Raw genomic sequence first — 12114 nt, 5'->3', positions numbered from 1 at the left:
CTCGTCGATGCTGTTGATTCCGAGCTGGCTGAGCATCAGGTCGGTTGTGGCGTAGTGAATCGCACCGGTCTCACTGTCGGTGAAGCTTTCGGTGATCAGTCCGCGGCCGAGCAGCGTGCGCACGACCGAGTCGACGTTGACGGCGCGGATAGACGCCACCGCCCCGCGGCTGATCGGCTGCTTGTAGGCGATCACCGCGAGCGTCTCGAGGGCGGCCTGGCTGAGTTTGGTGGGGTTCTGGGTGAGCACGAAGTCGCGGACGACCGTGTCGAGCTCGGGGCGCACGTAGAAACGCCACCCGCCGGCGACCTCGCGCAGTTCGAAACCACGGCGCACTCCCCCGTCGGCACCGTCGAAGTCGGCGACGAGTCGCGCGATTGCCTTGCGCACCTCGGCAACGGGGACCTGCACGCTGGTGGCGATGCTGACGAGACTCATCGGCTCGTCGGCGACCATGAAGATGGCCTCGAGGGCGCGGTCGAGCGCCACTACCGACGCGTCGGGGGCGATGAGGGACGCGGCATCCGTCTCAATTGTCATAATCTGATCCCAAATTGGCGAGGCTGTCTTCAGACCAGTGTTCCGCATTCCACCTGATGCTGAGCTCACCGAGCGGCTCGAGCTGGTCGAAGGCGATCGCCGCGTGGCGGTAGAGCTCGAGCACGGCGAGAAAGCGCGCGATGACGACGCCCTTGAGGTCGGCTCCGGCGATGAGCTGGCGGAAGGTCATGGTTCCGTTGCGGCGCAGCAGGGCGACGACGTGCGAGGCCTGCTCGCGGATGCTGACGAGCGGCGCGTGCAGGTGGTCGAGCCCGACGACGGGGATTTCCCGTGGCGCCATCGCGAGCGCGGCGAGGGCGGCGAAGTCCTGCGGCGAGAGCGTCCAGACGAGGTCGGGGGTCTGCTGCCGGAACTTCTCCTCGAGCCGCACCGAGCGGTAGTGCCTGGTCGATTCCGCGTCGAGGCGCTCGGAGAACCACGACGTGGCCTCTTTGAACGCGCGGTACTGCAGCAGGCGGGCGAAGAGCAGGTCGCGGGCCTCGAACAGGGCGACGTCTTCGGCGTCGACGAGCTCGCCCTGCGGCAGGAGCCCGGCCACCTTGAGGTCGAGCAGCGTCGCGGCGACGACGAGGAACTCGCTGGCCTGATCGAGTTCGGCGGCGGTGTCGAGCGACCGCAGGTAGGCGATGAACTCGCCGGTGACGACGCTCAGCGAGATCTCGGTGATGTCCATCTCGTGCTTCGCGATGAGCGAGAGCAGCAGGTCGAACGGTCCGTCGAAGCTGCCGACGCTGACCGAGAACTTCGTGACGGCGGGTTCTGCGAGCTCGCTGCTAGGCGGCTGCGCCACGGGAGATCAACTCTCTGGCGAGCTGGCGGTAGGCCTCGGCGGCCTGGTGCTCGGGGGCAAAGGTGGTGATCGGGGCGCCCGCCACGCTGGCGTCGGGGAACTTCACGGTGCGGCCGATGACCGTCTCGAAGACCTTGTCGCCGAAGGTGTCGACGACGCGCTCCAGCACCTCGCGCGAGTGCAGGGTGCGGGAGTCGTACATCGTGGCGAGGATCCCGTCGAGCTCGAGCGCCGGGTTGAGACGGTCACGCACCTTGTCGATCGTCTCGACGAGCAGCGCGACGCCGCGCAGGGCGAAGAACTCGCACTCGAGCGGGATGAGCACACCGTGCGCCGCGGTGAGCGCGTTCACGGTGAGCAGGCCGAGCGACGGCTGGCAGTCGATGAGGATGACGTCGTACTTGTCGCTCACCTTGGCGAGCACGCGGGCGAGGATGTTCTCGCGCGCGACCTCGTTGACGAGGTGCACCTCGGCGGCAGACAGGTCGATGTTCGCGGGGATGATGTGCAGGTTCGGGTAGGCGGTCTCGACGATTGCCTCGCTCGGGTTCTTCATGGTGCCGAGCATCAGGTCGTAGATGGTGGGCACGTCGTGGTTGCGCACGCCGAGGCCCGCCGAGAGGGCGCCCTGTGGGTCGAAGTCGATCGCGAGAACGCGGCGGCCGTACTCGGCGAGGGACGCGGCGAGGTTGATCGCGGTCGTGGTCTTGCCGACGCCGCCCTTCTGGTTGCAGAGGGTGATGATGCGGGCCGGGCCGTGGCCGGAAAGAGGCGCGGGAACGGGGAAAACGCTGATCGGGCGGCCGGTCGGTCCGACCGGGGGCGTCTCGAGGCCGGGAAGTTCGCTACCCGTGTTCTTCTTGGCCGTCACGCGTACTGCTCCCGTTCTTGCCGGCCGTGCATGGCCGAGCGGTACAACTGTATCCGCTCGCCTCGGGCCAGCCGCGTAGGCCGCCCGCGGGTCACCCGAATCCGAGTCATCCGGGGCGTCAGCGGGCCCGCGGGTGCGCGGTCGTGTACATGTCGCGCAGGGTGTCGGCGGTGACCTGGGTGTAGATCTGGGTGGTCGCGACCGAGGAGTGCCCGAGCAGCTCCTGCACGACGCGCACGTCGGCGCCGCCCTGCAGCAGGTGCGTGGCGAAGGAGTGCCGGAAGGTGTGGGGCGAGATCTCGAAACCGAGGTCGGCCCGCTCGGCCGCCGCGCGGATGATGAGCCAGGCGTTCTGCCGCGACACCCGCTGGCCGCGCGCGCCGAGGAAGAGCGCTGGTGTCGACGTGCCGCGCAGCGAGAAGCCCGGCCGGGCACGCACCAGGTAGGTGTCTATGGCGGCGCGGGCGAAACTGCCGACGGGCACGATGCGCTGCTTGCCGCCCTTGCCGAAGAGCCGCACGACATCGCCGTCGATCACGTCGTCGACGTTGAGCGCCACCGCCTCGCTGATGCGGGCGCCGGTGGCGTAGAGCAGTTCGAGCAGTGCCTTGTCGCGCAGCTGCTGCGGTTCGTCGCCGTCGGTCGCGGCGAGCACCTGGCCCATCTGTTCGATCGTGATGGCCTTGGGCAGGCGCGAACCGAGTTTGGGCGGTTTGGTGTCGCTCGCGACATCCGTCTGCACGAGTCCCTCACCCAGCAGGAACCGATGGAATCCGCGCACCGACGACAGCATGCGGGCCATGGATGACGCGACCAACGCCCCCTCGGGGCGCGACCCGAGACGGCGCGCGTACGCGGCCACGTGCGCCGGTTCGACCCCCTCGGGGGTCTCCACGCCGCTCTCGGCGAGGAACGACGCGTACCCGTCGAGATCGCGCCGGTAGGCCGCGAGGGTATTCGCCGCGAGACCCCGCTCGATGGCGAGGTGGCGCAGGTAGCGGTCGATGATGACCGCGATCGCCGGCGCCGACTCGCTCATTCTGAGCGGGCGAGCTTCCGAGCGACCGGATGCCGCGGCCACGGCGCGTCCGCGGGAGCGAGCGTCGACCAGCCCTTGGCTTTCGACGCGAACGCCGAGAGCGCGGCCACCTGCAGGATCGAGTTCTGCAGTCGGCGGTCGAGCACGGCGTCGACGACCTCGTCGAGCGGCGCCCAGCGCGTCTCGATGTCGCTCTCCTCGTCGGTGCGGGCGAACACCTCGGCGGCGGCCGTGACGCCTCGCGCGAGGTAGACCCGCAGCGCCTCGTTGTTGCCGCCCGGCGAGGTGTGGAAGTCGGCCAGCACCGACCAGTCGGCCGCCACGAGGTCGACTTCTTCGGCCAGCTCGCGCTGCGCGGCGCTGAGCGCGGACTCGCCCGCGAAGTCGAGCAGGCCGGCCGGCAGCTCCCACTCGCGCGTGGCGACGGGATGGCGGTACTGCTTGATCAGGCAGACGCGGTCGTGGTCGTCGAGCACGAGCACCGCGACGGCGCCGGGGTGGTCGATGTACTCGCGCACGATCTCGTTGCCGGCGTAGACGAAGCGGTCACGGCGCACGTTCCAGATGGCGCCGTCGAAGACGACCTCGCTCGAGACGACGGGCAGGTCGACGAGCTCGTCGGCGAGCGCTTCACCAGGCTCAGCGACCGAAGCGGCCTCAGGCACTCGCGGGCTCCGGCACCTCGAACAGGCGTGTGGCCTGCTGGCGCTCGAGCGCGGCGCCGACGAGGCCCTTGAACAGCGGGTGGGCGTGGTTCGGGCGCGACCGCAGCTCGGGGTGCGCCTGGGTGCCCACGTAGAACGGGTGCACCTCGCGCGGCAGCTCGACGAACTCGACGAGGTGCCCGTTGGGCGAGACGCCCGAGAAGCTGAGGCCGGCCGCCGCGATCTGCTCGCGGTAGGCGTTGTTGACCTCGTAGCGGTGACGGTGACGCTCGCCGATGCTCGTCGCGTCGTCGTAGAGGGCGGAGACGATCGAACCCTCGGTGAGCGACGCCTCGTAGAGGCCGAGTCGCATGGTTCCGCCGAGGTCGCCACCGGCGATGATGTCGACCTGCTCGGCGATCGTCGCGATCACCGGGTAGAGCGTGTCGGGGTCGAACTCGCTCGACGATGCGCCCTCGAGGCCCACGACGTCGCGGGCGTACTCGATGACCATGCACTGCAGGCCGAGGCAGAGGCCGAGCACGGGAATCTGGTTCTCACGCGCGAAGAGCAGTGCGCCGAGCTTGCCCTCGATGCCACGCACACCGAAACCGCCGGGCACGCAGATGCCGTCGAGGTCGGAGAGCTGCTTCGCCGCGCCCTCGGGGGTCTCGCAGGTGTCGGAGGCGACCCAGCGGATGTTGACCTTCGCCTGGTGCGCGAACCCGCCGGCCTTGAGCGCCTCGGTGACCGAGAGGTAGGCGTCGGGCAGGTCGATGTACTTGCCGACGAGGCCGATCGTGACCTCGTCTTTGGGGTTGTGCACCGCGTCGAGCACGATGTTCCAGCCGTCCCAGTCGACGTCGTCGGCCACGAGGCCGAGCTGCTCCATGATGTAGGCGTCGAGGCCCTGGTCGTGCAGCATCGTCGGGATGTCGTAAATCGACGGCACGTCGACCGCGTTGACCACGGCCTGCTCGTCGACGTCGCACATGAGCGCGATCTTGCGCTTGTTGCTCTCGGAGACCGGACGGTCGGAGCGCAGCACGAGCGCGTCGGGCTGGATACCGATCGACCGCAGCGCGGCGACGGAGTGCTGCGTCGGCTTGGTCTTCTGCTCGCCCGAGGCGTTCATGAACGGCACGAGGGAGACGTGCACGAAGAAGACGTTCTTGCGGCCGAGTTCGTGACGCACCTGGCGGGCCGACTCGATGAACGGCTGGCTCTCGATGTCGCCGACGGTTCCACCGATCTCGGTGATGATCACGTCGGGGCGGCCGGTGCCGTCCGCGGGCTCTTCGGCCTGCAGGCGCATGCGGCGCTTGATCTCGTCGGTGATGTGCGGGATGACCTGCACGGTGTCGCCGAGGTACTCGCCGCGGCGCTCCTTGGCGATCACGGTCGAATAGATCTGCCCGGTCGTCACGTTGGCGGCCTGGTCGAGGTTGATGTCGAGGAACCGCTCGTAGTGCCCGATGTCGAGGTCGGTCTCCGCGCCGTCGTCGGTCACGAAGACCTCGCCGTGCTGGAACGGGTTCATCGTTCCCGGATCCACGTTGAGGTAGGGGTCAAGCTTCTGCATCACGACGCGAAGACCACGCGCCGTGAGAAGGTTGCCCAGACTGGCAGCCGTGAGTCCCTTGCCGAGGGAAGACACCACCCCGCCAGTAACGAAAATGTGCTTTGTTACGCCCGCTTCAGAATTGTTCACCACGGGGTTCTAGCGTATCTCACGATTGCCCCCTCGTGCGCGTGTCGGGTGAAATGTCACGCGCCCGCAACATTGCGGGGCGGTACTACGCTTCACTCATGTTGCGGATGACACGGCTCCTGCCCTCGCTGGCCGCCGTCGCCCTGCTCGCAGCCTGTGCCGGGCCGCAGAGCATCGCCCACGAGACCGGTGTCGATCTTCCCGAGGCGCTGCAGTCCGACCCTCAGGCGGTTTTCGACGCGGGTATGGGCGCCGCCTGGGACGACGACCGCGGTTCTCTCGTCGTTGTCGTCTACGGAAGCTCGTCGTGCGCGCCGGTCCCCACCGATCTCACCGTCGCCGACCCGCGAACGCTCGCACTCACGTTCGCGCAGAGCCCCAACAACCCGTGCACGGCCGATCTGGCACCCACCACCTACCGGTTCGGCACACCGTCCGGCGTCGGCGACGGCGACGTCGTTCTCACGGTGACGTTCGACGGCGACGGCGAGACGTCGGAGTCGACGGTGCCGATCCTCGAGTAGCGATCGCGGCGCGCCCGGTCAGGCGTCGAGTGCGCGGGCCGTCTCCACGAGTTCGCGCGCGTGAGCGAGGGCGTTCTCGCTGTCGGGCAGGCCGGAGAGCAGGCGCGCCATCTCGGCGATGCGCTGGTCGCCCTCGAGCTGTTCGACGCTCGAGGCGGTGACCGATCCCTCGCTGTCTTTCAGCACGCGCAGGTGGTTGGTGGCGAAGGCGGCGACCTGGGCGAGGTGGGTGACCACGATGACCTGGGCGCTGCGGCTCAGCGCGGCGAGACGCCGGCCGATCTCGATCGCTGCGGCGCCGCCGACCCCGGCGTCGACCTCGTCGAAGATGAATGTGGGAACGGGGTCGTTGCCCGCGATCACGACCTCGATGGCGAGCATCACGCGCGACAGTTCGCCGCCCGACGCGCCCCGGCCCAGCGGCCGCGGTTCGGCTCCGGAGTGCGGCTGCAGCAGGATGGCGACCTGGTCTTTGCCGCTCAGCCCGTATTCGGCGCGGTCTTCCACCCGCACGGTCAGGGTCGCGTTGGGCATGGCGAGCGCGCCGAGCTCTGCGGTGACCCGCTCGGCCAGCCGGGCCGCTGCCGCCGTGCGCACGGCGCTGAGGCGACCGGCGAGCTCGACGACGAGCGCTTGGTCGGCTGCGACCTCGTCGACAAGCGCCTCGATGCGGTCGGAGTCGGTGTCGAGTTCGAGCAGCCGTCCGCTGCCCTGGTCGAGGTAGTCGATCACGTCGTCGAGGGCGGGCCCGTACTTGCGCACCAGCGCGGCGAGGTCTGCCCGCCGTTCCTGCAGCGCCTCGAGCTCGCGGCCGCCGTCGCTGTCGAGGCCGCCGAGGTAGCTCGACAGCTGCCCGGAGATCTCGGAGACGGCGATGTTCGCCGCGTCGAGCGCCTCGACGATCGGGGCGAGTTCGGGGTCGTGGGCGGCGACGCGCTCGAGCTGGCGTTTGGCGGTGTCGAGCAGGCTGATGGCGTCGGCGGCCTCGTCGGAGTTCTGGCCCGAGACGAGGTCGAGCGCCTGGGCCGAGGCGAGGCGGAGGTCTTCGAGGTTGGTGAGACGGTCGACGCGTTCGGCGAGCTCGTCGTCTTCGCCGCGCTGCGGAGCGGCGGCCTCGATCTCGGCGGTGGCGATGCGCAGGTCTTCGGCTTCGCGGGCGCGGCGGTCGCTCTCGGCCACGAGCAGGTCGAGCTCGCTCTGGTTGGCGAGCCAGCGACGGTACACGTCGTGGTACGTGCCGACGATCGCGGTCAGCTCGGCGCCGGCGAACCGGTCGAGCGCCTCGCGCTGCGCGGTCGACGAGCGCAGCCGGATCTGGTCGGACTGCCCGTGCACGACGACCAGCTGCTCGCCGATCTCGCTCAGCACGCTCACCGGGGTGGTGCGTCCGCCGACGGTCGCGCGACCGCGGCCCTCGGCCGACAGCGAGCGGCCGATGATGAGTTCGCCGTCGTCGAGGTCTCCCCCGGCGTCGCGCACCCGCTCTGCGACGGGACCGTTCTGGTCGATGAGCCAGTGGCCCTCGACGATCGCCTGCGCGCTGCCGGAGCGGATCGCCGAGGCGTCGGAACGCTCGCCGAGCAGCAGGCCGAGGGCGGTGACGACCATGGTCTTGCCCGCGCCGGTCTCGCCCGTGATCGCCGTGAAGCCGGGGCCGAGCGGCAGGCGGGCCTCGCCGATCACACCGAGGTTGCGGATGAAGATCTCTTCGATCACGCGGTCTGCCCTGATACGTCGTCGGCGGGACCGCGCCAGCCGGTGACCGGCAGGTTGAACTTGTGCACGAGGCGGTCGGTGAACGGCCCCTGCGACAGTCGGGCGAGCCGCACGGGCTCGTTCGACCGGCGCACCACGACGCGGGCGCCGCGGGGAAGGTCGTGGGCGCGGCGGCCGTCGCACCAGAGCACGCCGGTACCCTGGGTGCGGTCGAGCACCTCGACCGCGAAGGACGAGTCGGGCCCGACGACGAGCGGTCGGGCGAAGAGCGCGTGGGGGCTCAGCGGAACGAGCAGCAGGGCGTCGACGCTCGGCCACACGATCGGTCCGCCGGCCGAGAAGGCGTAGGCGGTCGACCCCGTCGGAGTGGACATGACCACGCCGTCGCAACCGAAGGAGAGGAGGGGGCGACCGTCCACTTCGATGACGACCTCCAGCATCCGTTCTCTCGAGGCCTTCTCGACGGTGGCCTCGTTGAGCGCCCAGGTCTCGTAGACGACCTCGGAGTTGACCTTGACGCGCACGTTGAGGGTGAGTCGTTCTTCGACCGTGTAGTCGCGGGCCAGGGCGCGGGTCACGGTCTCGGTGAGGTCTTCGCGCTCGCTCTCGGCGAGGAACCCGACGTGACCGAGGTTGACGCCGAGCAGGGGCACCGGGCAGCCGCGCGTGAGTTCGGCCGCGCGAAGGATGGTGCCGTCGCCGCCGAGAACGATCACCAGTTCGAGATCGGAGGTCTGCACGGTCGACCCGAGCAGTTCGACGGGGTCGAGATCGGGCGCGGCCTCGAGCACCTCGGCGTACTCGTCGCCGTAGAGCACCGGCCGGATGCCCGCGCCGAGCAGCTGCCGGCAGACCTGCACCGCGGCATCGAGCGAGTCGGCCCGCCCGGTGTGCGCGACGATGAGAATGTGTCGTGCCTGTGTCACTGGTGCAACCCCTTCGCCACTCTCAAACGCCTCGACTGCTTCGACTGCGGGGCAGACTCAGGTGATCGCGGAAACGTGTTCCAACCATTCTGTCGGATTACTGCCGGTCGTCGCGCTCAACCAGACCAGATACTCATGATTCCCCGAGCCTCCGGCGATTGGGGAGGCGATGACGCCCGCGGTGGCCAGGCCGAGATCCCACGCGGCCCAGAGCACCCCGGTGACGGCGTCGTTGCGCAGGCCCGCGCTCTTCACGATGCCCTCGCGGATGCCGGTGCGTCCCACCTCGAACTGCGGTTTCACCAGCAGCACGTACTGCGCGCCGAGACCGACGCTCGCGACCACGGCGGGCAGAACGGTGGGCAGGGAGATGAAGGAGAGGTCGGCGACGACGATGGTCGGCACCTGAGAAATCGCGGATGCGCCCGCGAGTGACTCCGCCGTCATGAACCTCGCGTTGAACCCCTCGACGACCGTCACGCGCTCGTCGTCCCGCACGGTGGGCGCGAGCTGGCCGTGACCGACATCGAGCGCGATCACCCGGGTCGCGCCGCGTTCGAGCAGCACCTGGCTGAACCCGCCCGTCGATGCGCCCACGTCGAGCGCGAGCTGCCCCTGCACGACGACCGGGAAGGCGTCGAGCGCGGCGGCCAGTTTGTGCGCGGCGCGGCTCACGTAGTGATCGGTCTCGGCGACCACGATGGTCTGGTTCTCGCGCACCTTCGCCGACGCCTTCACCACGGGGGCGCCGTCGACCGTCACGAGTCCGTCGGCGATGAGCCGCGCGGCGTGGGTGCGCGACCGGGCGAGACCCCGGTCGGAGAGCGCCGCGTCGAGCCGGGAGTCAGCGATGGGTGTCGCCGCCCTCGAGCTCGGACTGCAGCTGTTCGTGCAGGTGCGCGTAGGCCTCTGCCCTGGCGTCGAGCGTCTGGTCTTCGATCACGAGCAGGCGCGACAACAGGGCGTCGGTCTCGTGCGTCGTCGCACCCGTGTCGTCGCTACCGGTCATGACCGTGTCCGTCTCATGCTCACGAATATAGCTCCGGTGCCACGCGCAGGCCGTAGATTGCCACGCCGGAATTCCAGATCGCGGCGCAGCCGGCACGCAGCAGGTTGATGGGTGTGCCCGCGCTCTGCACCGTGAGGTTCTCGCCTTCGCGGCGCACGACGGAGTCGCCCACCGCGGTGAGGGTGGCCGTGCCATCCGTCGTCTCCACCGTCTGCGGATACGGCTCGGAGAGCTGCCGCAGGTCGTCGAGAATGTAGGTCGGCCGCTGGTCGACGGCGGCGGCGAGCACCTGCTTCGCCTGGTCGATGCCGGTGAGCACCAGCACCGACGAGAGCCCGGCGCGGTTCGCTCCGAGGATGTCGGTGTCGAGACGGTCGCCGATCACGAGCGTGCTCGTGGCGTTGAACCTGTCGGTGGCGACCTCGAACATCGGCACCTCCGGCTTTCCGGCGACGACGGCGAGGCGGCCGACGGCGGTGTGCACGGCCGAGACGAGCGTGCCGTTGCCCGGCGCGGTGCCGCGGGCCTGCGGGATCGTCCAGTCGGTGTTGGTGGCGACCCAGGGAATGCCGGTCTCGCCCTTCGGCGCGTGCAGCGCGTACGCCGCTTCGGCCAGGTGGGCCCAGGCGACGTCGGGCGAGAAGCCCTGCACCACGGCGGCCGGCTGGTCGAGGGCCGAGCGCGTCACCGTGAAGCCCGCCTTCTCGACCTCGTCGACGAGGCCCGCTCCCCCGACGACCATGATGGTCGAACCGGCTGGCACGAGCGTCTTCATCACGCGCATGGCGGCCTGGGGCGACGTGACGACCTCGTCGGGTCTGACCGTGAGACCGAGCGAGGTCAGGTGGTCGGCGACGGATGCCGCGGTGCGCGACGCGTTGTTGGTCAGGTACCCGACGCGGTGGGCTTTCGCTGCCGCATTGAGTGCATCGACCGCGAACGGAATCGCGTCGGGCCCCTTGTAGACCACGCCGTCGAGGTCGGCGAGCACCAGGTCGACGCCGTCGAGCGGTGTGGCACTAGTCATTGCGTCGGGCGTCGTCTTCGTTCGGCGCTTCCACATCGCCCTCGGTGTACTCCAACTCTTCTTCGATGATCTCCATCGTGGCGTCTTCGCCACCGCTCTCGGCGAACTCGAGTGCGTCGGCTGCGGCGTCGGCGTGGCCGAACCACACCTCGGCCTCCTCGTCGCGGCCGAGCTCCTCGAGCACGGCGCCGTAGGCGGCGAACAGGTTCGGGCTGTACGAGAACGCGGTCTTGGCGTTCAGCTGCGGGATCTGCAGTTCGATGAGGGCGAGGTCGGGCTGGCCGAGGTCGAGGCGGGCGCCGGACATGGCGATCGCGAGCTCCACCTGCACCGGCACGGACAGCGACGAACGCGGCACGGAGCGGCCGAGCTCGAGCGCGCGGTCGGGACGGCCGATGCCGCGTTCGCTGTCGACCATCATGGCCAGCTGGTCGTCTCGGCCGGTGATGCGACGGTAGGTGCGCAGTTCGCGCAGCGCGAGGGCGAAATCGCCGATGGCGTAGGCGGTGATCGCGAGCGTCTCGCGCACGACGCCGATGCGGCCGGCACGGCGTGCCGCCGACAGGGCGTGCCGGTGGGCCAGCTCGGGGTCGGTCTCGATGAGACGCGCGGCCATCACGAGGTGCTGGGCGACGCCCTCCGCGTTGTCTTTCGCGAGGGTCTTGAGCTCGTTGCCGGCGATGCGGTCGAGGTCCTTCGGGTTCGTGCCCTCGGGGATCTCGGGGTCGTCGTGGCGGGGACGCACCGAACGGATGTTGAAGGGGTCGCGGTCTTCCTCGGGATCGACGGCGCGCGCGTCGCGATCGCCGCGGGCCGGCTTGCCGCCGCTGGTCCACAGGCGCTTCTCGCCCTCGGGCTTGCGACCGGCGCCACCACGCTCGGCGTGGTTGCGCTGGGGGCGGTCGCCCTCGGGACGGCCTTTGGCCGGACCCGAATTGCGGTCGTAACGACCACCGGTGTTGCCGCCGCCTGGGCGCCGTGGCTCTTGGCCTGCAGGGCCTTGGCCGCGTCCGCGGTCTCCGGAATCACTCACTGGTCGTCTCCTGTGTACTTGTTGTCGACTATCGGCGAGCCGAGGCTCGAGCCGACAGTCCATTGTCGCAGTTGTGTCTGCGATTAGTCGGTTGTTAAAGCACAATGGCCACCCCGAAGGGTGGCCATTGTCTAATTTATGTCCGGCGGTGTCCTACTCTCCCACAAGGTCCCCCTTGCAGTACCATCGGCGCTGAGAGTCTTAGCTTCCGGGTTCGGAATGTGACCGGGCGTTTCCCTCTCGCTATGGCCGCCGAAACTCTT

General features: G+C 69.4%; 13 protein-coding genes and 1 rRNA gene. 1 reads left to right on the top strand and 13 read right to left on the bottom strand.

What is annotated here, in order from left to right; genetic code table 11:
• The 6 genes from scpB to ACLQ6X_RS14740 form a co-directional block, all read right to left on the bottom strand.
• A partial coding sequence (gene scpB / locus ACLQ6X_RS14765; protein WP_411700917.1) for an SMC-Scp complex subunit ScpB occupies positions 1-540 on the bottom strand: 540 nt, incomplete at its 3' end.
• The gene (locus ACLQ6X_RS14760) at positions 530-1351 is read right to left on the bottom strand and encodes a segregation and condensation protein A (RefSeq protein ID WP_411700916.1); all 822 of its coding nucleotides are present in this window, start codon (positions 1349-1351) and stop codon (positions 530-532) included. The genes scpB and ACLQ6X_RS14760, both read right to left, overlap by 11 nt.
• Positions 1335-2222, bottom strand: coding sequence for a ParA family protein (locus ACLQ6X_RS14755; protein ID WP_411700915.1), 888 nt, complete (start codon positions 2220-2222; stop codon positions 1335-1337). Before ACLQ6X_RS14755 ends, ACLQ6X_RS14760 begins: the two co-directional genes overlap by 17 nt.
• 118 nt (positions 2223-2340) lie before the next feature.
• Positions 2341-3261: a site-specific tyrosine recombinase XerD gene (xerD, locus tag ACLQ6X_RS14750; protein ID WP_411700914.1), complete on the bottom strand. Its 921-nt coding sequence runs from the start codon at positions 3259-3261 to the stop codon at positions 2341-2343.
• Positions 3258-3926, bottom strand: coding sequence for an NUDIX domain-containing protein (locus tag ACLQ6X_RS14745; RefSeq protein ID WP_411700913.1), 669 nt, complete (start codon positions 3924-3926; stop codon positions 3258-3260). The genes xerD and ACLQ6X_RS14745 overlap by 4 nt, the downstream gene beginning before the upstream one ends.
• A complete protein-coding gene (locus tag ACLQ6X_RS14740) occupies positions 3919-5616 on the bottom strand; it encodes a CTP synthase (RefSeq protein ID WP_411700912.1) in 1698 nt (565 codons plus the stop codon). The genes ACLQ6X_RS14745 and ACLQ6X_RS14740 overlap by 8 nt, the downstream gene beginning before the upstream one ends.
• 98 nt (positions 5617-5714) lie before the next feature.
• Between ACLQ6X_RS14740 and ACLQ6X_RS14735 the strand changes: the two genes are divergently transcribed.
• The gene (locus tag ACLQ6X_RS14735; protein ID WP_411700911.1) at positions 5715-6140 is read left to right on the top strand and encodes a hypothetical protein; all 426 of its coding nucleotides are present in this window, start codon (positions 5715-5717) and stop codon (positions 6138-6140) included.
• An 18-nt stretch (positions 6141-6158) separates the two neighbouring features.
• Here the strand turns inward: ACLQ6X_RS14735 and recN are convergent, their stop codons facing one another.
• From recN to rrf, 7 genes are all read right to left on the bottom strand, one after another.
• Positions 6159-7856, bottom strand: coding sequence for a DNA repair protein RecN (recN, locus tag ACLQ6X_RS14730; protein WP_411700910.1), 1698 nt, complete (start codon positions 7854-7856; stop codon positions 6159-6161).
• Positions 7853-8782, bottom strand: a complete 930-nt coding sequence (locus ACLQ6X_RS14725) for an NAD kinase (RefSeq protein ID WP_411700909.1) — start codon at positions 8780-8782, stop codon at positions 7853-7855. Before ACLQ6X_RS14725 ends, recN begins: the two co-directional genes overlap by 4 nt.
• A 57-nt stretch (positions 8783-8839) precedes the next feature.
• Positions 8840-9634, bottom strand: coding sequence for a TlyA family RNA methyltransferase (locus tag ACLQ6X_RS14720; protein WP_411700918.1), 795 nt, complete (start codon positions 9632-9634; stop codon positions 8840-8842).
• On the bottom strand, positions 9627-9791 hold the full coding sequence (locus ACLQ6X_RS14715) for a hypothetical protein (protein ID WP_411700908.1): 165 nt from the start codon (positions 9789-9791) through the stop codon (positions 9627-9629). Before ACLQ6X_RS14715 ends, ACLQ6X_RS14720 begins: the two co-directional genes overlap by 8 nt.
• 19 nt (positions 9792-9810) lie before the next feature.
• The gene (locus ACLQ6X_RS14710; RefSeq protein ID WP_411700907.1) at positions 9811-10818 is read right to left on the bottom strand and encodes an HAD-IIA family hydrolase; all 1008 of its coding nucleotides are present in this window, start codon (positions 10816-10818) and stop codon (positions 9811-9813) included.
• Positions 10811-11851 (bottom strand): hypothetical protein, encoded by a 1041-nt coding sequence (locus tag ACLQ6X_RS14705; protein ID WP_411700906.1) that lies wholly within the window; start codon positions 11849-11851, stop codon positions 10811-10813. The genes ACLQ6X_RS14710 and ACLQ6X_RS14705 overlap by 8 nt, the downstream gene beginning before the upstream one ends.
• A gap of 140 nt (positions 11852-11991) precedes the next feature.
• A 5S ribosomal RNA gene (gene rrf / locus ACLQ6X_RS14700) occupies positions 11992-12108 on the bottom strand.
• Positions 12109-12114 lie beyond the last annotated feature (6 nt).

This window comes from Conyzicola sp., from assembly GCF_046714715.1.
Lineage (GTDB): Bacteria > Actinomycetota > Actinomycetes > Actinomycetales > Microbacteriaceae > Conyzicola.
The sequence above is the reverse complement of the archived record's forward strand: the minus strand, read 5'-3'. Positions and strand labels throughout refer to the sequence as shown.

Coding starts and splice junctions, on each gene's coding strand:
- xerD (WP_411700914.1), bottom strand. CDS start 3,261: ATGAGCGAGTCGGCGCCGGCGATCGCGGTCATCATCGACCGCTACCTG.
- ACLQ6X_RS14710 (WP_411700907.1), bottom strand. CDS start 10,818: ATGACTAGTGCCACACCGCTCGACGGCGTCGACCTGGTGCTCGCCGAC.
- ACLQ6X_RS14715 (WP_411700908.1), bottom strand. CDS start 9,791: ATGACCGGTAGCGACGACACGGGTGCGACGACGCACGAGACCGACGCC.
- ACLQ6X_RS14735 (WP_411700911.1), top strand. CDS start 5,715: ATGTTGCGGATGACACGGCTCCTGCCCTCGCTGGCCGCCGTCGCCCTG.